This is a genomic window from Candidatus Chloroploca mongolica (genome assembly GCF_004762035.2).
Lineage (GTDB): Bacteria > Chloroflexota > Chloroflexia > Chloroflexales > Chloroflexaceae > Chloroploca > Chloroploca mongolica.
In genome coordinates, this window is record NZ_SIJK02000005.1 from 111440 (window position 1) to 133335 (window position 21896).

General features: G+C 57.7%; 20 protein-coding genes. 2 read left to right on the forward strand and 18 right to left on the reverse strand.

Annotated features, from left to right (window positions below; genetic code table 11):
- Window positions 1–355: 355 nt before the first annotated feature.
- The 18 genes from EYB53_RS04430 to EYB53_RS04515 all read right to left on the reverse strand — a co-directional run bounded on the left by EYB53_RS04430 (window position 356) and on the right by EYB53_RS04515 (window position 20260).
- The gene (locus EYB53_RS04430; RefSeq protein ID WP_135477017.1) at window positions 356–1618 is read right to left on the reverse strand and encodes a DUF8740 domain-containing protein; all 1263 of its coding nucleotides are present in this window, start codon (window positions 1616–1618) and stop codon (window positions 356–358) included.
- Between the two features lie 87 nt (window positions 1619–1705).
- The gene (locus EYB53_RS04435) at window positions 1706–2410 is read right to left on the reverse strand and encodes a hypothetical protein (protein WP_135477018.1); all 705 of its coding nucleotides are present in this window, start codon (window positions 2408–2410) and stop codon (window positions 1706–1708) included.
- A 112-nt stretch (window positions 2411–2522) separates the two neighbouring features.
- Window positions 2523–4370 (reverse strand): NBR1-Ig-like domain-containing protein, encoded by a 1848-nt coding sequence (locus EYB53_RS04440; protein WP_167857255.1) that lies wholly within the window; start codon window positions 4368–4370, stop codon window positions 2523–2525.
- A gap of 11 nt (window positions 4371–4381) precedes the next feature.
- Window positions 4382–4789 (reverse strand): DUF4870 domain-containing protein, encoded by a 408-nt coding sequence (locus EYB53_RS04445; protein ID WP_135477020.1) that lies wholly within the window; start codon window positions 4787–4789, stop codon window positions 4382–4384.
- 241 nt (window positions 4790–5030) lie between these two features.
- On the reverse strand, window positions 5031–6002 hold the full coding sequence (locus tag EYB53_RS04450; protein WP_135477021.1) for a formylglycine-generating enzyme family protein: 972 nt from the start codon (window positions 6000–6002) through the stop codon (window positions 5031–5033).
- Between the two features lie 12 nt (window positions 6003–6014).
- Entirely contained in the window at window positions 6015–10478 is a 4464-nt protein-coding gene (locus EYB53_RS04455; RefSeq protein ID WP_135477022.1) for a WD40 repeat domain-containing protein, read from the reverse strand.
- Between the two features lie 12 nt (window positions 10479–10490).
- The gene (locus tag EYB53_RS04460) at window positions 10491–11297 is read right to left on the reverse strand and encodes a hypothetical protein (RefSeq protein ID WP_135477023.1); all 807 of its coding nucleotides are present in this window, start codon (window positions 11295–11297) and stop codon (window positions 10491–10493) included.
- A gap of 232 nt (window positions 11298–11529) precedes the next feature.
- Complete coding sequence (locus tag EYB53_RS04465; RefSeq protein ID WP_135477024.1) at window positions 11530–12519, reverse strand: hypothetical protein; 990 nt, start codon at window positions 12517–12519, stop codon at window positions 11530–11532.
- 303 nt (window positions 12520–12822) lie between these two features.
- The gene (locus tag EYB53_RS04470; RefSeq protein ID WP_135477025.1) at window positions 12823–14589 is read right to left on the reverse strand and encodes a SulP family inorganic anion transporter; all 1767 of its coding nucleotides are present in this window, start codon (window positions 14587–14589) and stop codon (window positions 12823–12825) included.
- A gap of 14 nt (window positions 14590–14603) precedes the next feature.
- Complete coding sequence (locus EYB53_RS04475; RefSeq protein ID WP_135477026.1) at window positions 14604–15107, reverse strand: protein tyrosine phosphatase family protein; 504 nt, start codon at window positions 15105–15107, stop codon at window positions 14604–14606.
- Window positions 15108–15126: 19 nt separating this feature from the next.
- Window positions 15127–15489 carry a rhodanese-like domain-containing protein gene (locus tag EYB53_RS04480; RefSeq protein WP_135477027.1) on the reverse strand — a complete coding sequence of 121 codons (363 nt, stop codon included), beginning with the start codon at window positions 15487–15489 and terminating at the stop codon, window positions 15127–15129.
- A gap of 199 nt (window positions 15490–15688) precedes the next feature.
- Window positions 15689–16264, reverse strand: coding sequence for a DsrE/DsrF/DrsH-like family protein (locus tag EYB53_RS04485; protein WP_097651761.1), 576 nt, complete (start codon window positions 16262–16264; stop codon window positions 15689–15691).
- A 112-nt stretch (window positions 16265–16376) separates the two neighbouring features.
- On the reverse strand, window positions 16377–16628 hold the full coding sequence (locus EYB53_RS04490; protein ID WP_097651760.1) for a sulfurtransferase TusA family protein: 252 nt from the start codon (window positions 16626–16628) through the stop codon (window positions 16377–16379).
- Between the two features lie 95 nt (window positions 16629–16723).
- Complete coding sequence (locus EYB53_RS04495) at window positions 16724–17902, reverse strand: MBL fold metallo-hydrolase (protein ID WP_135477028.1); 1179 nt, start codon at window positions 17900–17902, stop codon at window positions 16724–16726.
- Between the two features lie 240 nt (window positions 17903–18142).
- Window positions 18143–18550: a hypothetical protein gene (locus tag EYB53_RS04500; RefSeq protein ID WP_135477029.1), complete on the reverse strand. Its 408-nt coding sequence runs from the start codon at window positions 18548–18550 to the stop codon at window positions 18143–18145.
- 39 nt (window positions 18551–18589) lie between these two features.
- A complete protein-coding gene (locus tag EYB53_RS04505; RefSeq protein ID WP_135477030.1) occupies window positions 18590–18961 on the reverse strand; it encodes a (2Fe-2S) ferredoxin domain-containing protein in 372 nt (123 codons plus the stop codon).
- A 212-nt stretch (window positions 18962–19173) separates the two neighbouring features.
- Window positions 19174–19815, reverse strand: coding sequence for a GNAT family N-acetyltransferase (locus EYB53_RS04510; protein WP_135477031.1), 642 nt, complete (start codon window positions 19813–19815; stop codon window positions 19174–19176).
- 7 nt (window positions 19816–19822) lie between these two features.
- Window positions 19823–20260: a phage holin family protein gene (locus EYB53_RS04515; RefSeq protein ID WP_135477032.1), complete on the reverse strand. Its 438-nt coding sequence runs from the start codon at window positions 20258–20260 to the stop codon at window positions 19823–19825.
- Window positions 20261–20504: 244 nt separating this feature from the next.
- Between EYB53_RS04515 and EYB53_RS04520 the strand changes: the two genes are divergently transcribed.
- Together EYB53_RS04520 and EYB53_RS04525 are read left to right on the forward strand one after the other, a co-directional pair.
- Window positions 20505–21275 carry a class I SAM-dependent methyltransferase gene (locus EYB53_RS04520; protein ID WP_167857256.1) on the forward strand — a complete coding sequence of 257 codons (771 nt, stop codon included), beginning with the start codon at window positions 20505–20507 and terminating at the stop codon, window positions 21273–21275.
- A gap of 167 nt (window positions 21276–21442) precedes the next feature.
- Window positions 21443–21895 carry a MarR family winged helix-turn-helix transcriptional regulator gene (locus tag EYB53_RS04525; protein ID WP_097651751.1) on the forward strand — a complete coding sequence of 151 codons (453 nt, stop codon included), beginning with the start codon at window positions 21443–21445 and terminating at the stop codon, window positions 21893–21895.
- Window position 21896: the final 1 nt, after the last annotated feature.

Below are 21896 nucleotides of genomic sequence, written 5' to 3' on the forward strand. Positions count from 1 at the left end.
ACCGGTTCATGAGCGGACAAAACATTTGCTCCTGAAACCACGGATAGGGCATTGGGATTGACCTGAATAGTTCTCACCCTCTCCCGCTCGCGCACCTTGCGTGAGCGGGGCGAAGGCCCACCGTTTTTTGCGTTCCTTTGCGTTCTTTTGCGGCAACGAACATATTTTCTGTCGGCCCGTAAACCCTCAGGTGCGGCAGGGCAGGGGAGGCGGAAAACAGGTTGGTTTGTACCCTGGGTTTCCCGATGTTGTGTCACCCTGAGGATCACATGGCATGCGGGCCAGTCGTACCGAGAGAAATAGCGTCCGTCAGACTTCACAGGTCTTCAAGACCTGTGAAGTCTCAGGCCCACGCTCACTGGGCAAACAGAATGTACGCCAACGTGGAGTTTTCGGGATTGATTTGAGCACCCGATCCGGTCTGGCAAAACGCCAGCGCTTCAATCGTGTGGGTGCCCGGGGCCAAGGCGATCTGGAAGGAGGCTGAAATCGAGGCCCGTACATAGCTTCCAGCTCCCGACAGCACCAGGGGCTTGATCAGGTTGCCATTTAACGCCAGGTACGTGACCACCGCATCACAGGTGCCCTGCCGCGTGGCATCGACTGTGGCGCTGAGGTGCAGCACCTGATGCGTCGTCGGACTCACCGTGATGATCATGCCAGGGATGCGCTGGCGGGTCGTGTTGAGCATGAATGGACCGGCAGGGCTGCCATAGACTTGCCCGTAGGTCGGTCGCAGCTTTGAAGAAGTCACGGCACTATCGGCGATCTTCTCTGGCGTCACCGCGCCATTGGCCAGTTTGACGGTGCCAATGCTGCCGTCAGGGGGCACGAGGTTGATGTCAGGGCCGAGCTTGGCGCTCGTCACCGCGCCATTGGCCAGGTCAGCGGTCACAATCGTGCCATCGGCGATCGTGGCGCTCGTCACCGCGCCATCGGCCAGGTCAGCGGTCACAATCGTGCCATCGGCGATCGTGGCGCTCGTCACCGCGCCATCGGCCAGGTCAGCGGTCACAATCGTGCCATCGGCGATCGTGGCGCTCGTCACCGCATCATCGGCCAGCTTGGCAGTCGTGATTGCCGCATCGGGAACCGTCAGCGCCTGCACCGCAAAGGGCAGCGTGCCGATCTGAATCCGTGGCGTCATCTCATCGTCGGTGCCGACAGTCACCCCCAGCCACAGATTGGGGTTGGTCGTGATCACGCTCGGCGCAATCGGACTGAGGCTGCCCAGCATGACATTGAAGAGCCCGTCACTCACCTGCACGCCATTCGGCCCCGTCCACTGCTCCTCCCAGAGCGGCACACCCTCAGTTGAGGCCGCATAGAGGCGAAAGACCATCGTGTAGGTACCGGTGAGCGGCAACCCTCCAGCATCAGCGAGGCGGCCCTGATACGGGATAGTACTGATACTACTCGCCGCCTGCGGCAGCGGCAGCGCCCCCGCCGTCTGCGCCCAAAAGAGCCCGGCCAGCAGCAACAGCGTAAAGAGCGTACTGCCAGGGGAAGGCAGAAAGCGACGTGCGTTGACCGGCAGCGACATCCGTAACGAAGGGCGATAGTCACGCAGCAACTGCAAGAGCGCTTTGTGGAACGGTGGGTGGGGCTGAGTCTTCATAGAGAGCCTTTCACACAATGTTTGCAATGGTCGAGACAAGAGGAATGATCGCTTTGGGCGAAGCGTCGCCCATGGTTACAGACCAACTTAACGGCTATTGAGACGTAAAGCTTCTGTTGTACACCAACCTTCAGTTTCTAAATCACTTACTTCCCACCAAATGCGCTCCTCAGCCTGGACGGGGCCATCTGTGACATAGAGAAGTGTGCCGCTCTCAATGCTGTCAATTATCTCTGCCGCCACACTTGGTGCATAATGGACGTCGATTGACGATCCTTCGTCACTTACGGCCATCACGATAACGCCTTTCGTGATCCCGCTAGCATCTTGCTCAGAGGCAAGCACAAATTGTGGCCCTTCGGCTGGGCGATCTAAAATTGACGTCTCGGCACTCCCTTCCCCAGCAGGGCGCCAGAAGGGCGCATTGCCTGTTGTCGCAAGGTAGATGTCAGTAGGAACTGCCTGTAATTGTTCAAGTGTGACTTGCCCACGCTGTAATGTCTGGTGTAATACCTGCCTACCTGCGCTGTTCCACTCAGGCCAGGTGGTCGCACCTATCGTCCGCCCTCGGGCCACGGTCGAGCCGACAAAACTCGCCAGTAGGATTACCGCGAGCCAAAGGAGACCCAAATGCCAGATAACCAGTCCCAAATTACGGAGTATTTTGTACGCTGCAAATAAGACACCCACGAGAATCACAAGCCCAATCACCCGCACATTGCTCTCAATCGCTGCGACACTTAAGGCGTAGGGATAGAATAGCCAGATAACTACCCCCCAGACCAATAGCATAAGAACTGCACCGAGGCGTAGCCGTGGTCGTCCTCTTCCCAGTAATATGGTGCGTAGCAACGATAGGAATGCGTTTTGTTTCGATCCTGTGCGTTGCGCGTCGGGCTTTTGCTTAGAGCTCATTGCTCACCTCTGCCTTTGTCACCCGTTGTCGCTGCCGAAGCCGCCAGATGGCAGAGCTCCATCCAACAATGACAATGGCGGGAGTCACCCCACACAGTGCCCGGAAGAATTGCTCGATCAACTGCCGCTGCAACTCAGCAATCAGCCGCTCGACTTCCTCCTCGATGCGCTGCTGAGTATCAGAGACAAACTTATCAAAGATTACTCGCAGAATAGTGCCTGGGTCGTCAAAGATCTGATCTGGGTCAAGATCGCTAGTTGGCAAGACAATCACACCAAAGATAACCTCAGGGCCGAAATATGTTGTACCACGGGCCAGACGCCAACGGCTGGGGTGAGGACCGTGGGCTTCAGGTGCGTTAAATGTGAGGGTAAGGGTGATCGTTTCGTTCGGACGTACGATCTGGTTGATCGGTTGATTCCGATCAAGACCGAAAGCATTCCCACCAACGAGACGAAATTCCACCTGCCCGGGCTTCCACACGCCATTGCCAGTATTGCGGAGGACGACGTTGACTGTCGTTGCATCGCCGGGTCCTTTCAGTTGCGAACGCACATTCCGCTCCAGCCACGCTTCGAGCACGCTATTTCGTCTCGTCCACAAGGGTGGGTCGTGATGTAGGCGCTGGAGCGTCAGCAGTTGCACCTGCGGATGTGCTAAAGGCTCGGTATGGGCTGCTCCAACTTTTCCTAGATCAAGCTCCGTGTAAGGATTGGTCTGGCCGTATCGCCCTACCTTGTTGTCGCAAGCACCTCGGTAGCGGATTTCGTTTCGGCCTGTGAGCATACGAGTGAACCAGAGGTCGATCTCTGTAATTGCATAGAGCAGATCATCTTGACTCCAAGATCTGATGAGGGCTGCCTGTGGTGGGATCAGTGCGTCATAGATATTTGAAATACAGCGCATATCAACGGTATCCGGCGCACGTCGCATTGCTGCGATGAAACTTTCATCCTCTAGATCGATTGTCGCTTGACCACCGGCCTGTAAAAGACTCTCTGCACTTTTAAGAATGAACGGATGAAAGTCTATCAGGTTAGCCTTGATCCCATTGACCGGGCTGTCGATGGTGGTAATCGAGCGAACGTGTTGGCGGTCTTCGTCACTGGCGTAGGTTGAAACCCAGTAAGCCACAACAGCGCCACCCAGGCTGTGGGCGATGATATCGAAATGACAGTCGGGACATTCCTTGCGCCAAGCCTTGAATTGGAGGTCGAACCGCTCAGATGAGCCTTTTACCTCGTCTGTCGGTGCATAGGCTGGTGGAGGGTCGAATGGGGGTACCTGCGACCATCGTTGACGCTCCTCCTCAGGAAAGCTTGTGGTGAGCCGTGTGCGTGTATCTTCCCCCGCATAGGTGCTTGTGTTTGCTTTAATCTGATCCCTGTTGACGGACTGGTCGTGCAAAATATCGTCTTCAGCATTGCCATTGTCCCCTTGGCGGTCGTACCGGACACAGGGGAGGTTCGGGCGCTGATCCAATGAGTAGTCGAAGGCGTAGATCTGATCAGGCTTGAAAATGGGCATCGTTTTGAATAGCTCTCTCCAGCCATTCTTCTCTGCCCCTCGCCTGGTTCGTTCATTGTTAGAGATAAGCAGAGCGTGCAGGCCTGGAAAAGTTTCCTCAATAGCTCGAAAACATGCGTTCTTGTTGTCGAAGTCCTCGATGCCAGGAAAGTTTTTGAAGTGTATACCTGGCACAAAGATGAACCGACGTTCCTCGTCACTGATAAACGAGGTTTGCTGCCCACGTACCAGATCTGGGAGAAGCAAAACCAGGAGTGTCAGCGTGGAAAGTGCTCCAAGCATTCTCAAGCAACGAAGAGACTTGCCCATGAGACGTGTTCCTACTTCATTAACTCGTTTGATGACTGCGGAAGCCATCCCTGTTGCTGCATGATCCGGGTGACGCTCGGGATTGTGAAGGTCTCTCCCTGCCCTGCTTTATACGTATAGTAGATCATCGGAATGATCGGTAGAAAAAACAGGATCCAGAGGATAACCGATCCGATGCCAAGCGTGACGATTGAGCCACAGAAGAAAATAACCATCGCCAAAAATTCGTAGATCATGACGGCAGCCATAAATCCAAGCGACTGAATGGCATGGTAGCGCGGAAAAGATCGCGCTTTTGTGTCATCGAGAATGAGTACTATGATCGAAACCACGGGTACAAAAAGATAGCTTAGAGCAGCAAAGATACGGTCGTTCGAAGTGATTTCTCCATCCATCAGGTTTCGTGGTTGCAGAGTCATGCCTAAGGCTCCTCTCAATAAGATAGTCGTACAAGTGTCCTTGGATGTCGGTGGTGCATTCAGCCTGTTCGTACGGCACCGTACTATCCACTGGAACGATAGTTCCCCGTCGCTCTTGAGCACGCTACAAATATGCTCTGATGATTCTATAGGACGCTGAGTTTTACCCCGTCTTAACCAAAAACGGCGCGGGTGAATCTGCTTCACCCGCGCCGTTACCCCACCCCCGCGCTCGCTTCGCTTATCCGTCGCGTGCGCAGCGGAACCCGGTGGTATTGTTGCTTGTGCTTGGTTCCATCACTCGCCGCCAGCCGATGTGGAAGAAGCCGGCTCGGGTGGCCCATCCGCCCCCGCGGGCGATCCGTAAGGCGTCGTTGTCGTCGGTGAGCAGCACGGGATCGCTGGTTGGTCCGCTGGCGTAGAAGTTGCCGTCGTAGGCGTCAGCGACCCATTCAAAGACGTTGCCGAGCATCTGGCGTGCGCCGTAGGGGCTGTCCCCTTCGGGAAAGGCGGTGACTGGCATGGTGCCAAGCGCTTGTTCATTCGCCAGCACGCCGTTGACGTAGGTTGGTTGCCAGTCGTTCCCCCACGGGAAGTGCCGTGCATCCGCTGCGCCTCGCGCCGCTTTCTCCCATTCGGCTTCGGTGGGCAAACGCTTCCCCTGCGCTACACAGTAGGCACTTGCGTCGGCCCAGGTTACGTGGATGACGGGATGCTCGAGCCGTGCTTCGATGCTCGAACCTGGCCCTTCAGGGGCGCGCCACGAGGCACCTTCGATCTGCAAGACTTGGCGTATGCTGTCGTCCCAGACGTTGCTCTGCCCGCGCTCTTCCGCTTCGGTCTGGTAGCCGGTTGCCTCGACAAAATCCGCAAAGTCGCGGTTGCTCACTTCGTATCGGTCAATCAAGAAAGTTGAAAGTACGACCTCGCTTTGCGGCTGTTCGTCAAGAAAGTTGTCAAGCACGCAACCGGATTGCGCCTGTTCGCAGAGGGCGACAAACGCTTGCAGATCGTCGTCACTGCTCCCCCGGATAAATGGGCCTCCTGGGATGCGAACCATCCCGTCGGTGTCGCTAACTTCAGCGGCGGTTGATTGCGCTGGATCAGGCGTCGTCGCCTGAGACGTCTCGTTGCTCCTTTCCGGCATGTTGCACGCTGTCAGGAGACTAGCTAGCAGTAGCCATAACCATGTCCGTCGTCGGGTGGGTCGCATCTGAGCCTCCTCTTATTTCATTGACGCAGTCCGCTCGCGTAGCCGTTCTTCCAGCACCTGGCCAACCTGCTGTGGGTCAGTGAAGAGCAGATAGACCTCTCCTTCGCGATTGCCGAGCGCTAGGAGGCGCCGATCCGTGCTGAGCGCCGCGCTCGTGAGGGGTTGCTCGGCACGGAAGAGGATCGCAGGTTGATCCCAGGCGTCATCGTCATAGGCGGCAACCGTCTCGGACGCAATCACGAGCAGGGCCTGATCGGAACAGGTGAATAAGGCGAATGGTGTCTCGCCAGTTGCTACGCGGTGCTGTTCGACCATCTGGGGGTCAAAGCTCTGTACTTCACCTGAAGCTAGGCCAACGTAGAGCCAGCCACGCTGATCGTAGGCTAGTGCGGTGATGATGGCGCTAACCTCAAGGTCACGTCCATCTTGTTGCGCGGTGGTTGCATCCCAGCGCCGCACGGTCTGATCCCGGCTCGCGGTGACAATACGCGACGTGTGTGGCTGAAAGAGGAGCGCGACCGGATCATGGCGATGGGCATAGATCGTTCGCCCGGCCCAGTCTGCCCGTTGATCCCATAAGCGCAAGGTGTCATCGGTCGCGATGCTCGCCAGCAGTGGGCGCTGTGGGCTGAAACTGAGCGCCTGAATCGCTCCTTGATGGTCAGCAAACTGCCGGATGATGGTTTGTTCCCGCCGATCCCAGATGCTGATCACTCCGTTGCGATCCCCAAGGGCAAGCAACTGGTCGTCGTGGCTGAAGGCAAGCGCCTGCACCGTGGCGTGACTGTTGGTAATGGTGAACTCGCGTTCGCCGTGGGCGAGATCATAGAGCACCACCTGGCGATCATGCGTCGCTATCGCCAGGGTTGTCCCGGCATGATTAAAGGCGAGCGCATGAATAGGCCCGTGCAATTGAAGTGGGGCATGCAGTTCGCCCCCCGGCTTACGCGCCCAGAGCCGTACCTGGCGATCACGGCCCCCGCTGATCATGAGGGCACCGTCAGGACTCAGCGTGATGGCACGAATCTCGGCGGTGTGGCCGCGATAGCTCCGCACAACTCGCCGCGCGTTCAGATCCCACAGACGGATCTGGCCGTCGGTATGGCCGCTCACGAGCGCTGCATTGTCCCGACTCAGCATGATGGCCGTCACGGGCAGGCCGTCACTCCGCAAGACAAGATCATTAGTCTCATCCCCGAGACTCGTGACGAGCATGGTGCCATCATCGCCACCCAAGACAACGAAGCGACCATTGGCACTCACCGTCGCACTGCTCAGGCTGTGCTGTCGGTGTGGGCGAAGCTCGTGTTTGCCGCTTCCCAGATGCCACTGGACAAGCGATGAGCGGCTTACAATGATGATTTTTTGTCCGTCAGGATGGAACGCGATGGTCTGAAGGAAGCCATCATCCAGCTTCACGATGGCGATCTCCTCACCCGTGGCAACCTCCCAGAGGCGTACGGTTCCATCACCCGGCACCGCAATGTCATCTTCGCCACTCATGCTCGCTAGTATCAGGCCATCGGGGCGAAAGGCAAGCGCAACGACACCCCGGCTGTGGCCTTGCAGCGAAGCGCGCAACGCACCATTGGTTGTGTCCCAAAGACGGACGGTACGGTCGCTCGGGCCACCGCCACTCGCGAGGGTCTGTCCATCGGGGCTAAAGACCAGGGTGTTGATCTGATCAGTGTGACCACGCAACTGCTGCCGCGCCTCGCCCTGCGGGAGATCCCACAGGATGATCGTTCGGTCACTGCTGGCCGTCGCGAGCGTCTGTCCGTCAGGACTCACCGCCAGGGCCAGGACGCTCTGCTGATGGCCGGTCAAAATCGCACGCATCGCAGTGGTCTGGGCGAGCAGATGGAGGGTCTCTTCGGTTGTTGGATTCGCATCAAGCGCAAAGGCTTCAAGCGCTTGGCCTATGGCGGCTTCTGGACGCTGCGCAACCATCTGGCGGGCTGCCAGCGCACTGCGCTCGGCATTGGAACGCCGCAGGTTGGCACTCACGTGCTGGTACGCCAACAGGGTGGCAAATAAACCGATCAGCAAGACGGCCATCACTCCGCCTACGATCAGGCGCGTGTGCCACTGCCGACGGTGCCAGTAGGTTTCACTTGCTGTCAGGTAGCGCAGCAAGGGCGTCCCTAGATCACGTTGACGCTCGTCGCGCCACCGTCGTGCCGTGGCAAGCTCGTCGCGAGGAATGAGCCGCCCAGGACGTTCGCCGCCTGCCTGCCAGTGCGCCAATTGCCGTTCGCCAGCATGTTTCCAGGCCAAAAAGCGTCGATTCTGCTCTAGCAGATCCCGCAGGTAGGGCCACTCTTGCACGAGCGCATCATGAATCAGTTCAACGGTTTCGCGTCCGTGCTCACGCCCTGAAACAAGCAGACGTGCCGCAACCAGATGTTGCAGCGTAGGCATCAGATCGGGATCTTCATCCAGCGCTTCCGCTAACGCCGTGATTGTACGCCGACGGCGACTATCGGGCCGACCTTCACTCGCATTGCCCGGTTGGACGAACTCCAATAGCAAGCGTGCGACGAGCATCCGCTGTTGTTCAGTGAGTTGTTCAACCGTTGTGGTGCCCCAACTGATGAGCGATCCGCTGATACCGCCAATTGCCTGATATGCGCTATGGGCCAACTGCATGCCGTCACTCTGTTCCCACAGGCGGGTGAGCATAAATTGCAACAACGGCAGCGTGGCCCCCGATCCATGCGCCTCAGCTGGATGTTCATGGAATACGTCGCCAACAATGCGTTCGGCCAGTCCTGCTTCGAGCGCGACCCCGACCGCCAGCGCCGGGGCCGTGATCATGTCGATCAGCGCCTCGCGGGTCAAGGTGTTAGGCAAGTGGATCTGGTTGTCAGCAACAGAGGGCATCAAACTCGGGGCAAGCCGACTCAGTTGACTGTAGAAGTCATTGCGCATCACGATGAGCAGGGTGACGGGAACGTCACCTTCCAGCACTGCTTGAAGCTTCTCAAGAAAGCGAGCGCGGAGCTCGGGTCGACAAAGCACAAGGAATTCCTCAAATTGATCGAAGACGATCACGCGCTGCGCCTCAGGTGAACGAAGCTGCATCTGTTGGCTCAGACTCGCCAGCAGATCTTCGCCATGAGCCAACAAACCTGCCTCGGCCAGCGCCAGGAAGGGCCGGTCTGCTAGGCGTACACTTACCACCTGCCAGTTTGGGTCTGCCAGCGCCAGTTGCGCCACGAGTCCCGCATAGATCAGGGACGACTTGCCGCTTCCCGACCCGCCAAGCAGCGCAAGGAGACGGGGGCGTTGCCGAAGGCGCTCAATGAGGGTGGCGGTTTCATATTGACGCCCAAAGAAGAAGGGTGCATCAGCCTCGCTAAAGTGATCGAGCCCTCGATACGGGCAGGGTGGGCGCTCTTCACCTTGAAGAAAGGCCAGGGCACGATCAACATCCTCGACACCGTGCGTCTGGATCTGGGCGGCTTGCAGGAGCCTGGCCACCTGTGCCTGGTCAACGACTGGATAGAGTACATGCAGACGTGCGTTGGCTGCTGCAGCTAACTTGGTTGCATAACCTGCGACTGAGACCACGTCACCCTCAACACTCCCAAGCGCTCCGGTCACGGCCCAGTGCCGCTGCAGTGACGATCCATCGGCCCGCAAGAGGTGCAGCAGACCGAGCGTAAAGCCTAGCCCAAGCGAGCTTCCCCGTAGATGCTGAAGAAGAACATCGCGTTGCAGGCGCGGCGCACGTACGTCGACATACCAGCGCACCGCCCCCTGGTTCGACCAGAGACCACGCTCATGCACGAGCATTTCAGCCGTCTGGAGGGCCTGTGCAAAGGTGGCATCAAACGCGCAGAAGGCCATGGTCGCCGGTGCTGGAAAACAAACCACCGGAAGATCGGGAATAAGATCGAATGTAAGATCGGCAACCAGACCACCACCCGCATGCTCAAGCAAGACAGGTAGGCTACAAGTCGCAACTGGCTCAAGCGGTTGCCCCGTCAGCCAGTGGGCCAGATCAACGAACGTCGCAAGCACAACCGGATCAAGCCCTTCCGGGAGCGCGAATTTCGACCCGATCAGGTTGCGTGAGGGCACTTTGCCTTCCGGTGCCTGTTTTGGCGCGCTGTGTGCTATCCCGGTGCTGGCGTTGTTGGCCCACTGCGTCGCCGCACGCAGGATCAACGCCTCTGCCTCGTCGGGATCGCGCTCAGCAACAAGCAGCGCTAACGCAAGATCTGCACTTGCGGCTGGCCGTGTGATCACCGCCGAGGCCGCCAGTGGTGTCTGCTCGGCAATCAGGCTGGCCGCCCATGCCAGTGGGGAAGGGCTGGTAAGATCGAGGAGATCTGGCTGGCGCATCGCGATGATGTCTCGACACGCCGCGAGCCAGCCCTGGGTTGGCCCAACGAGCTCATAAAAACAGCGCAGCCGGGCTTCAATTGACCCGTGGCGCGCTGTTTCAAGCCTGGCAAGTGGCGTTAGCATACCCGTGGTACCTCAACCAGAGGGGAAGGCGGAAAGGATGAGCGAGCGTACCCTCGACGATACATCTGGCCGTGCGGCAAGCGTGTGCCAGGCATGTAGCGTAATCGTTGCTGCTGCAGCCGCAACCGAGGCTTGAATGATTGTGCTGGGGAGCGTATTGAGCATCATTAATTCAAGGGGCGCATACGGTGGCCAGAGTTGTCCCAGGGTGCCTGGTGGCAGCAGCACCTGGCCGCCCCACGCCCCCAGGGAATCATACCAACCGAGCGGGAGCAGCACCGTTTGGAGGGCGGTTTTTTCCTGCTCTGTAACCAGTTCATAGACGATCGCCACGAGTGCGTCGGCCCAGACGTTTTGTTGAGCGGTAACCAACAACTCCCAGCCATCGTAGGCAGGTCGAAGCTGGATTGACAGATCACCGTCAGCATGTTGTAGCTGCGGAAGTTCACCGTCTGGGCTATCCGCCGCCGCCGCCCTCCCTTTGCGATCGCTGATCCAACCCGGACTCACCGCACGAAGCAATGCCTCCGGCAGGCTTGCGGTTGGCAGATTCAGGCTGCGTGCGCGGAGCAATCCCGGTGCGACATTGACGATCTGAGCTTGCCCCAGACGATGGAGGCGTCCATAATGAACGATGGCCGGTTCTGACTCTTGAAAGATGAGCAGTGCAAGCTCACGCGGTAGCGCGATTGAGGAGAATCGCGGACGCATCACCAGCACGAGCGTGCATCGCCCGTTTGCACCAAGTAAAACCGGCGCAACCATCAGATGCAGGTACTCACCCGTCAGATAGATCCCCTGGCTTGTGTGCCAATGCATACGGTTAAGGAGTGCTACGGCTTCTGATTGTACAACCTCTAAGGTAGGAACTGGTATCGTCATTACAATCTAGCTTTATCTCTGGCCGACGATGTTTCAGGCTACTTTACCATGTACGCTCATCGGAGTGCCGACTTCAGTTGGCTTCTCGCTCAGCCGACTGAAGTCGGCACTCCACGTCAAGTGTAAAGCTGATCCGGCCCTTCTGAAACCTTGTCTTAACGCTCAAGTATCACTCGCCCTCAAGCGTGCGACAGTATCGCCCCGTTGTCGGGGCATAGACCCACAACTGCACCGGGCGCTGGGAAACGGCGTGGCGCTGGCAGAGCGGGCATGCCGTTGCTGAACGCGCCTTACTCAAGGCCTTCCGGGCCTGATCAACGAAATGACGTTGCGTCGCAGTTGGTACTTCATCAACGCAGGTGCGCAGCAAATCCATAGTCTTATACTGATACATATAGGACGCTGAGCAGGGAAAGTGATGTCCACACGCCGTGCAATTCATAAACATGCGCTCTTCATACGCCCCACCATAGATGCGCGGAACTAGGAGCCAGTGGCGCCGCAGGAGGCGGTACGTTGACGTTGTATCAGCGTGCTGGCCACAACTACTGCAATGGTTGCCTTCAAACAGGCCATCTTTCCCCAACTCAGAGACCTTGATCGGGCGTGCATGGGTGATTGCTGCGTTAATTCGCTCGGCGTGACATGCCACACTATGGCAGACCGAGAAGGCTACCGTGCTACTCAGCAAGCCAAGCTCCTCGCGCAAAAGTGGATACAAAAGCCCTTCGGTGAAGGCGGCACTGCGTAGCGCACCTGTGCCCAGTCTTCCCCCAAACAGCCGTAAAAGGTAAGATGAGAGGCGGTGTTGTTCAGGTTTCCACCCATCGAGCCCCTGCGACGCAACAAGATCCAGCGCGAGCATACTCGCAAAACTACGCTCGCCAGCGTCTCGATTGTGACGCAACGCCAGAATACGCTCAGCAGCCGGTGACGGCAGATGCATCTCATCGAGTTGACGGAGCACGGTTCTCACCAGGGGCTCACTTAATTGTGCGAGTGCCATGACTGCTTGCGGCCAGGGTTGTGGCTGCTGATTCATGGTCGTCCCATTGCGCCGACCACATCCCCAGGCCACGACCAGTTCATAGCATCGCTCTGGCTCATGGGCGCATTGGCCGACGTCGGCCTCAGCAAGAAGGGCGGGTAGGGCTGCCAAAGCTTGCATCTCATCAGGTGCCAGGCGTCTGATTTCTGCCCATAATGCCGATCCTGCCACGCCTTCCGCTAGACACCACTCTTCGTATCCGCAACCCGCGACTGAGCGCTGCTGAAGAAAATGATTTTTCTGCATCGTAGTAGGATTTGAGCTAAATAATGAGTAGGGGGTGCTAGTTTTTGGAAAGCTAGCACCGATATTATACCAGGCTCTGTGGGATATTAGATGTTGAAAGAGTCATTTTCATAGCACGAAAAAGAGTCGGCGTAGCCGACTCTTTTTGTGTGCCAGGTTAGGCCAGACTTACGCACAGCCCAGCGCTCGCATCGCTTGGTGCGTGCTTAGGTGAATGTGCTCGGTGCCGAGTTTGTCAACAAAGTGCGCCCGTTTTAGGCCGTCCATGACGGGGCCTTTGATCTCGGCGAGGTGTAGTTGCACCCCGGCGTCGCGCAGGCTCTGGATCAGTGCTTCGAGGGTGTGCAAGGCGCTCGAGTCGATGAAGTTAATCGCCGAGCCAATCAAGACCAGGTGCTTGACCTCGGGTCGTTCGGCGATAATGCGCAGCAGTTCGTCTTCGAGATAGCGCGTGTTGGCAAAATAGAGGCTTTCGTCGACCCGGACGGCAACGACGTGCGGCCAGGTTTTGACGTCGTAGCGCAAGATGTTGCGGTAGACTTCACTCTCGCCGATCTGCCCGACCACCGCGATATGTGGCCGACTGGTGCGCCACAGATAGAGCGCAAGCGAGACGCCGACCCCAACAAAGATCCCTGCTTCAATGCCCAGCAAGAGCACCGCCGCAAATGTAATCCCCCACGTCACTGCGTCGCTCCGGTTGGCCTGCGCGATATGCGCTGGTTCTTTCAGATCGACCAGCCCAAAGACGGCCACAATGACGGTCGCAGCCAGCACCGCTTGCGGCAAGAAGTAGAAGAGCGGGGTAAAGAAGAGCAGGATCAACGCGATGCCACCTGCCGTCACCAGCGACGCAAGCCCGGTGATCGCACCAGCCTGGTAGTTGACCACCGAGCGCGCAAAACCGCCGGTGACCGGATACCCGCTGAAGAGACCCGCCGCAATATTCGCGGCGCCAAGCGCGATCAGTTCCTGGTTGGGATCAATCACCGCACGGCGCTTGCTCGCCAGCGCCTTGGCGACGGCAATCGACTCAACGACACTCACCAGGATAATCGCTGCTGCCGCGGGCATCAGTGCCTGGGCATCAGCCACATTCGGCGAAGGCCAGCTCAGTGGCGAGAGACCAGCCGGAATGCTGCCGACGACCGCCACTCCGGCCGTCAGATCGAGCCGTAACGCCCAGGTGACAATCGAGCCAAGCAAGACCGTCACCAGCGGTGCGCCACTCACGATCAGCGTTACGGCAAGCGGATTCAGACCCGCTTTTTGCAAGATCGGCCGCAGTTTCTTCCGGAAGAAGAGCAGCATCGCAATACTGGCTCCTCCGATCGTCAGCGTGACCGGATTCGTCATGCCAAGGCCGACAACAGCATTGTATAAAATATCATAAATATGGGGACCGGCAATCGAGTACCCTAGAATATATTTTAGCTGCCCGGCCGCAATAATTAATGCCGAAGCAGTTGTAAACGCAGCTAAGACCGGGTGTGAAATAAAGTTAAGAATCACACCCATACGAAAGAGCCCAAGGAGCAATTTGACCACACCGACCATTAAGGCCAGCAAGAGCACCAGTTGGATATAGCGTGCGCTCCCCGGATCGGCGAGCGTGCTGACCCCGCTAAAGACCAGGAGCGAGGTGATCGCGACGGGCCCCACCGAGAGTTGCCCCGAGGTACCGAGCAGCGCATAGATGATCAACGGCACAACCGAGGCGTACAATCCGATCTGCGGTGGCAACCCGGCGAGTTGGGCATAAGCCATGCTCTGGGGAATGAGCATGATGGCCGTCACAATCCCGGCCACCAGATCACTCGGCAGATCTTCCCGACGATAGTTGAAGAGCCAGCGGGTGAAGGGAAAGTAACGGCCCAGACCTTTCGTCTGAGCCGCCGATGCCGCTCGACCCGCAAGCGACGGTGATGATGCCATGAGAGTGTCCTGCCCTATTTGGTCGCCTCGGCGACCCGATCCATATAATCATCGGCACAGAAGCCAAAGGTCTCCATCGAGTCATCGTCATACCCTGCCGCACGCAATTCAGCCTCGGCCTGCTCGCGGGTCCAGCCGTGATGCTGCTGCCGATAGAGCATCCACATCAGGCCAACGCGGGTGGCGCTGCGGCAGTGGAAGACAAGGCGCCCAGTGTCGGGGTTCTCTACCAGAGCAGCCAGTTCTTCGACGTGCTCGGCCTCAAGCTCATACGCCGGCCACGGTGCGTGAAGATAATGCAGTCCCGCTGCTTCGGCATTGCGACCCTGCTCGGCAGCACGCTCGGGGTCGCTGCGCAGATTGATCACCGTACGATAGCCCTGCTCGACAAATGTTGCCCAGTCTTCGATCTGTGGCTGCGAAGCCAACAGCACATCAGGGGTCACGGCATAGCTTCGCAATGTGGCACCCTCAGTCTGCGTCTGCAAATTGCCACAGGGAAGTTCGTTCGTTGCCATTCTCTAAGCTCCTTGTATCTTAGCCGCGATCCATCGGAAAACCAGCCCGTGCCCACGCCACCATCCCACCGCTGAGGTTCGTCACATTCGTGAACCCCTTGCGTGACAGTTGCTCACAGGCGACCCCACTGCGGTTGCCCGAACGACAGACACAGATAATTGGCTGGTCTTTCGGCAACTCCTCAATGCGGTTGGCCAGCATCGGCAGCGGGAGCAACCGCGACCCTGCGATCCGCCCGTCGTAGGTGTACTCTTCACCCGAACGAACATCGACCAGCAGGAGGTTTTCACCCTGATCAAGGCGCTGCTTCAAGGTCTTGACATCAATCGTAGCTGGCGCTGTCGCACTCCGCGAACCACCCTGAAAAAGATTACGCAACATATGATGACCTTCTTTCTTTGCTTTCAAGTTCTTCAAACGCTCTTCTTTGCCAATCGCGCCTGGGCCACTCTTGCCCCCACCCCCTGCCCCTCCCCCACGAGGGGGAGGGGAGTTTTAGCGCAGTACCATCAGGTTTTCGGCTCCCATCCCCCCCTCTCCCCTTGTGGGAGAGGGGGGCAGGGGGGTGAGGGGGATTCCCCTAGATAAACAACGTCACTTTCGCACGGGCTGCATCGCCGAGGAAAGTGGCGACCCCACCGGTCTCCAGACCATCAACCAGTTCGGCATCCCTCACGCCCAGCAACTCGCGGGACATATCACAAACCACCATCCGCACCCCGAGCTCCTGCGCGAGGCCAAAGAGTTCTTCAGGCGACGAGACATCGTGCTTGCGCATCAGGCCCCGAATGATCTGCGCACCAGCACCAAAGAAGTTCATCTGCGACAGACCGGTCTCACCAAGCTTGCCTGGCAGCATCGCGGTAAAGCCCTGCTCGAGCAGATCCTTGCCAGTGAAGATCTTCTGCTTCTTGACGGCGTTGAGCCCCCAGAAGGTGAAGAACATGCTCACTTCGAGCCCCATCGAAGCCGCCCCGGTCGCAATGATGAACGCGGCAATCGCCTTGTCCAGTTCACCCGAGAAGACCACCATTGCCACCCGATCCTCGATCCCCTGCGCGGGGTGAGCCTCCAACTCGTTCACCCGGCTCTCCAGGGCATTGATCCGCTCAAGCAACGTCTGGGTGTCAAAGGTCTCACTCATCTCAATGGTCATTGTCTTGCTACTCCCTTAAGCTATGTGTCGCTATTGAATAATCTGTGAACAACGTTTTCCGGCATTCCCGGGAGTGAGGGCGTCCCGCCCTCGCTCCCGTCGCATCACCGTCTTAGGACGTACGCTTCAGGTAGTGAACGTAGAGATCCTGCCCGCCCTCTTGCTCTGTCTCCTGGGCTACCAGTTCAACATTCTTGGCCGTCTTGGCCCAACCCTGGAAGTCGGCAACCGAACCACGATCCGTTGCAACTACCTTGAGCACCTGGCCCACCGTCAGATCCGCAATGGCCTTGCGGCTCTTTACCAACGGCATCGGGCACTTGGCCCCCTTCACATCCAGCGTCTGATCAAAACTATTCGCCATGAGATTGACTCCTTATCGATATATCGAGAGATATTAAACCTTGGCGCCTCTGCGCCTTTGCGTCAAAAAACCGTCCTCGTTGCAAGGTCTTGCGCTTAGCCGGCCAGGGCACAAATATTCTTGCCAAGCTCCAGCTCGTTTGCCTTGCCGTCACATGCCTCAACCAGACCAATGTTGACCCGCTTGATCTCAACATACTCGGGCGGGAAGACCGGCAGGTGACTCAGCACATAGGCCGTGAATTCCTCTTCGCTGCGTGGCTTCAGGGCATCGTTGTGGGCACGGACTTCGCTGTATGGTGCGGCGAAGATGCCCTCGGCATTGCCTTCGTCAAGTGTGCTAAAGTGCGCCGGCAGGATGAGAGTATCATCATTCACGATTTTCGGCAAACGCTCGGTCAGGCTCCGGTACAGGATCGGCGTCCAGGCTTCGCCCTTGCCCCCCAGGTCAGGCCGACCGAACGAGCGCAGGAAGATGCCATCGCCGGTAAAGAGCGCGCTGCGACCATCGGGCGTATCGAGCCGGTAGTTGACCTGCCCAAGCGTGTGGCCCGGGAACCAGGCAACGGTGATGGTCGTCTGCCCAACCTGGAATTGCTGACCATCCTCAAGCGAGGTGTAGGCAATCGTTGCGGGCAGCATATCAATCGGGTGAATGGCATCGTACGCGTGAACATAATAGGTTGCGCCAGTTATCGTCGCCAGCGCCGGGCCGCCACTGATGTGATCGGCGTGAACGTGCGTGTCGAGTAGGTGCGTCATCGTCGCGCCAGCCTCGGCCGCCAGGTTGAGGTAGACCTCGGTGTGGCGCATCGGGTCAATCAGGGCCATCTTGCCGTCGCTGATCACCGCGAAGCTCAGGTCGCCACGGGCAGGGCGGGCAATCTGCACGATCCGGCCCCAGGCGGCGTTGACCACGTCACGCACATCGTAGAAGTTGCCCCAACTGGTGAAGCCACCCTGCAGGTAGCGCGCGTTGTACCCATGCCCGGCCAGGAGTTCGGCAACATACTGCGACGAACCTTCTTTGGCACAAACGACCATAATCTCACGGTCGGCTGGCACCCGCGCCACTGACCCATCTTCGTCCTCAAGGAATTCGAAGTAGGGAATATTGACGGCGGTCAGATTGCTCTGCCCCTCAATCGGGCTCCGCTTGAACTCGTCCTCGTTGCGGACATCGAGGATAAAGATCGCCTCGTTGTCAAGGATGCGGGCATACAACTCGTTGGCAGTAAATTCAGCGATGCCAGTCTGGCCTTCAATCAGGGTCATTGCAAAACTCCTTTTATTCTTCGTGCACGTCAGCACAAATCTCTTATGGGTGTAGTCTACCCTGCCAACGTAAGACGAACACGAGGGAATCGTAAGAGTTTCGTAAGGATATGCACAGATTATGCACAGATATGGTTGCGCAACAAAAGACGGCCAGCACAGCTGGCCGTCTTCCTAAAAACCTAGGCTTGTGCTGGCGTAAACGGCCAGCACAGCTGGTCGTTTACGCCAGCACAAGCCTTAATTCGCCCACTGACGGTTGCGTGCGGGGGCCGCGAGCCGGTGATACCCCAGTCCAAACGGGAGCGCTGGTTGCTGTGGGATGGGTGCTTCGAGTAACGCCTCCGCTGTGCGGATCAACCCGTTCAAGATCTGGAGATCATCACGACTCAAGCAGAGCCCGGTTTTATTGAGCCAGAGCTGAATGCCGCCGTCGGGACTCTGCATCAGCCGATAGTACCCACAGCGGAGCAAACCCGGCTCTTCTTCGGCGCACCATTCATCGAGCAGCATCGCCAGGTGCCCAAGATCATAGAGCGCGATGCGTATCGTCGCCTCATCCCAGACAAGGTTCAGGCTTCCATCAAGATTGGCGGTAATCAAACGTCCAGGTGTGGCACGGGCCAGGGTGATGCTCTGCGTTTCCATAGTATGGGTACTCTAACGTGCTCTCACAGCACGATCACATTAATCAAGGTCAAGCTTCCGCGCCAGGCGTTTCCGCATGCGCCGATGGAGCTTGTCAAACACCGGATGACCATCGCGTACATGGTCGAGCACAATCTGGCGGGTCGAGACCGGACAGAGGCGCAGGTAGGGATACATTCCCGGTACCAGGGTCAGCACCGGGCCATCATCACAAAAGTCCTGGCAGCGCGTCTGCACAACGGTGACGGCTTGGGTAAGACCTGCCTCGTGCAGGGCTGCCTCGGCAGCCTGCTGGATCATCCCGCCCCCCGCCCGCAAACAATGCTTGCCTCCACAGACCGCGATGCAAGGCTGCCCATTGCGTGCTACTTGTTCAATCGACGGCCCCCGCTCACGGTCGCGTTTACCCATAGATGTCATCTACCTCACAGACTACTGGTGCTGCCGCACCGTACGTAGTGTCCATAGCAACACCAGGCCAAGCCAACCAAGCCCAACCGCGAGTATGACCTGGATAAAATCAAGCCACGCAAGCATCATACACCTCTATGATGAACAGGCTACCTCTGCTTGTTAGTATCTGCAAACATCCTTAGGTATAGTAGCTGAATTACGTGACTTGTCTAGTTGTGAATTTCCGAACTACTATCTTCTACGCAATCTTCCCACAGCATCCAGGTGGCATCGCCGGTCGATGCTGCGCCGCGATCAACGTAGTTGCGTAGGACGCCCCGCACGACAAAGCCGTTTTTGAGTTGTGGGGTGATCGTTGGGTCGCTGAGTCGCCCGGCAACCACTTCGGCGATGTAGGCTTCGACCGAGAGATGATCGGCGTGCTGTGTATACCCCGGCATCGCTCCGCCAAAGATGATGCCCCTTAGCTTCAGACGGCGCACGAGTTCTTTGCGTACTCCATAGAGCATGGTCGCAATCCCGCGCCCTCGATACGCGGGATGCACACTCATATCGGCTCCATAGAGCCAGGTACCCTGCGGGTTGTGCTGGTTGAAGCTGTTTTTGCCGGTGATCTCACGGTAGGTGTGTTGTTGCAGACACTGCTCTTTGCCAATGCGAAAGGTGCTGCTCTGCCCAACCACGCGTTCGCCATCAAGTGCGACGTGCTGCCCTTCAGGAAAAACCACCAACTGCGCCGCAAACATCTCGGCTTGCATCAGATCTTCCGTCGACAGCGTGGGAAAACAGATTCGCTGATGTTCAACCAGTTGAGCAATATGCTCGGGTCGGGTGTTGCAAATGGTGATCATCGCGCACCTATTGTTGGGGTGGTGGGACACGGATCACCTGGACACGGGTGTCGCCTGCTAGGAAACTCAGGATCGTGGTGATCAGCGAAATGACCAATCCCCCCCAGAAGGCCGGCCAGAAACCGTCAATGCGAAAGATGATCCCAATTTGATCGGCCAGCGCTGAGGTCAACCCAAGCAAGACAGCGTTGATCACCAACCCAAACAGGCCGAGCGTGAGAATGACAAGCGGGCAGGTCAATAGGTAGAGCAATGGTCGGAGCAAGGCATTGAGCAGGCCAAAGACAAGCGCAACGATGCCAATGTGCCAACCAGGACCGCTAAACTCAATCCCCGGCACGATTCCCACGGCGGCGAAAATACCCAGCGAACTGATCAACCAGCGCAAAAGTAACTGTTGCCACGCAGGCCGTTGTTCAGGCAGGACAAACTGAGGTTCTTGCATCTCATCTCCTTGGCAGTGCGATTCGCCCTCACATGCTTCTCATGATACTATAGGTTGCTTCTGGCACTGCTGCCAAACGATTTTTCTGTCGCTGGCCTACAAGTCGGCGTGATTGACTTGTAGGCTAGCGACGAAACGGGGGTTGGGGGCCTTGCCCCCAAACAGCGCTCTCTTTAGGTGAACAAGGTCGGCTTGGCCGACCTTGTTCACCTGAAGAAGATGTATGGTGAACATAAGACATCATATGATCAATTCCAGCACATTTCACGAAGTTCAACGCAGCGCTGCCGCTGACGGCAAGGCTGACTATTTTCGCCTGCATCGGTATCGGTTTGCCGACATGCTGGCTGCGATGCAAGGTTCTCCCGGGGCATCAGTGCTTGAGGTCGGGGTGACTCCCGGCCATTTCACCGAGTTGCTTGTGCGTTCGGGCTTTCAGGTAACCGGTGTGGATCTTGATCCCGCACGTCGCCAGACGCTCTGGGCCCGCCTGGGCGTGACCGTCCATCAGGCGCACCTCGAACGTGAGCCGTTGCCCTTTGCCGATGGTATGTTTGATTGGGTGGTCTTTTCTGAGGTCATCGAGCACCTCGTCTATTCGCCGCTGCCGGTCCTTCGCGAGTTCCGCCGCGTCTTGCGTCCTGGTGGCCGCCTCTTGATCTCAACCCCTAATGAGCTCTATGCCAAGAGTCGGTTGCGCCTGATCCTCCGCGCGTTGCTCTGGCAGAGCCTCAGTACGCGGGCCGAGTTCCGTCATCAGATGCGGCTTGAGGGCGAGGCGCGGTATACCACGCATGCGCGGACGTATACGATGGCTGAGCTGACCTGGCTTGTTGAACAGGCGGGCTTCAAGGTGCTCCAACGGCGCTATGAGGCCCCGTGGGAGCAGGTTGGGCTTGAGGTTGATCGTCTGCGGACGCATCCGTTGCGTTTTCTGGTCAAAGGCACTTTTGCCGCGTTGACCGCTGCGTTGCCGCCAACGCGTTCGATGTTGCTCGTGGTGGCGCAGGCGTGAAGAGAAGGTGTTTCCTGGTGTGCAGATGATGGGTGACGCCAAAAACGCTACCCATCATCTGCACTGAAGTTTGCTCTCCGAATCGTTGACAAGTCCAATATACTCGTGTACCCTATGATGTGTAGAATGATCCAGCGTGGCTGGAGTCGTCTCAGAGGGAGGGGGCAATGCCCGAGATTACCAGTGTTGATTCGCCTCAGATCGAAGCGTATCGCCTGTTTCTAAAGTTGCATAAACGTTTTCAAGAGTTGAATCGTGAAGAGTTTCGTCCGTATGATCTCTCGACGCCACAGTATGCGATTTTATTTCATGCGACCGTGGAAGGGGTGCCATTGAGCTATATCTGTCAACAAATGGTGGCCGATAATAGCAATTTGACGCGTCTGGTTGATCGTCTCGAGGCCCGAGGCTTGGTGCGCCGCGCTGCCGATCCCCACGACCGTCGTGTGACACTGGTGCAATTGACCGCCGAGGGCAAGGCGTTGATTGATGAACTGCGCCCTCGCCATCGAGCCTATGTTGAAGAACGGATGAGTCATCTCAACCCGGAACAATTGACGGCCCTTCACGAGGCGATGCAAACCCTCTACGATGCGCTCAGTCACGAGGATGGCGCTTGAT

What these genes read in the sequence shown, in the direction of transcription:
- EYB53_RS04485 (WP_097651761.1), bottom strand. Translation starts at nt 16,264, where the DNA reads ATGACCATTGAGATGAGTGAGACCTTTGACACCCAGACGTTGCTTGAG.
- EYB53_RS04460 (WP_135477023.1), bottom strand. Translation starts at nt 11,297, where the DNA reads ATGCATTGGCACACAAGCCAGGGGATCTATCTGACGGGTGAGTACCTG.
- EYB53_RS04495 (WP_135477028.1), bottom strand. Translation starts at nt 17,902, where the DNA reads ATGACCCTGATTGAAGGCCAGACTGGCATCGCTGAATTTACTGCCAAC.
- EYB53_RS04450 (WP_135477021.1), bottom strand. Translation starts at nt 6,002, where the DNA reads ATGCGACCCACCCGACGACGGACATGGTTATGGCTACTGCTAGCTAGT.
- EYB53_RS04430 (WP_135477017.1), bottom strand. Translation starts at nt 1,618, where the DNA reads ATGAAGACTCAGCCCCACCCACCGTTCCACAAAGCGCTCTTGCAGTTG.
- EYB53_RS04455 (WP_135477022.1), bottom strand. Translation starts at nt 10,478, where the DNA reads ATGCTAACGCCACTTGCCAGGCTTGAAACAGCGCGCCACGGGTCAATT.
- EYB53_RS04520 (WP_167857256.1), top strand. Translation starts at nt 20,505, where the DNA reads ATGATCAATTCCAGCACATTTCACGAAGTTCAACGCAGCGCTGCCGCT.
- EYB53_RS04505 (WP_135477030.1), bottom strand. Translation starts at nt 18,961, where the DNA reads ATGGGTAAACGCGACCGTGAGCGGGGGCCGTCGATTGAACAAGTAGCA.
- EYB53_RS04515 (WP_135477032.1), bottom strand. Translation starts at nt 20,260, where the DNA reads ATGCAAGAACCTCAGTTTGTCCTGCCTGAACAACGGCCTGCGTGGCAA.
- EYB53_RS04510 (WP_135477031.1), bottom strand. Translation starts at nt 19,815, where the DNA reads ATGATCACCATTTGCAACACCCGACCCGAGCATATTGCTCAACTGGTT.
- EYB53_RS04500 (WP_135477029.1), bottom strand. Translation starts at nt 18,550, where the DNA reads ATGGAAACGCAGAGCATCACCCTGGCCCGTGCCACACCTGGACGTTTG.
- EYB53_RS04440 (WP_167857255.1), bottom strand. Translation starts at nt 4,370, where the DNA reads ATGGGCAAGTCTCTTCGTTGCTTGAGAATGCTTGGAGCACTTTCCACG.
- EYB53_RS04490 (WP_097651760.1), bottom strand. Translation starts at nt 16,628, where the DNA reads ATGGCGAATAGTTTTGATCAGACGCTGGATGTGAAGGGGGCCAAGTGC.
- EYB53_RS04480 (WP_135477027.1), bottom strand. Translation starts at nt 15,489, where the DNA reads ATGTTGCGTAATCTTTTTCAGGGTGGTTCGCGGAGTGCGACAGCGCCA.
- EYB53_RS04435 (WP_135477018.1), bottom strand. Translation starts at nt 2,410, where the DNA reads ATGCTATTGGTCTGGGGGGTAGTTATCTGGCTATTCTATCCCTACGCC.
- EYB53_RS04445 (WP_135477020.1), bottom strand. Translation starts at nt 4,789, where the DNA reads ATGACTCTGCAACCACGAAACCTGATGGATGGAGAAATCACTTCGAAC.
- EYB53_RS04475 (WP_135477026.1), bottom strand. Translation starts at nt 15,107, where the DNA reads ATGGCAACGAACGAACTTCCCTGTGGCAATTTGCAGACGCAGACTGAG.
- EYB53_RS04470 (WP_135477025.1), bottom strand. Translation starts at nt 14,589, where the DNA reads ATGGCATCATCACCGTCGCTTGCGGGTCGAGCGGCATCGGCGGCTCAG.
- EYB53_RS04525 (WP_097651751.1), top strand. Translation starts at nt 21,443, where the DNA reads ATGCCCGAGATTACCAGTGTTGATTCGCCTCAGATCGAAGCGTATCGC.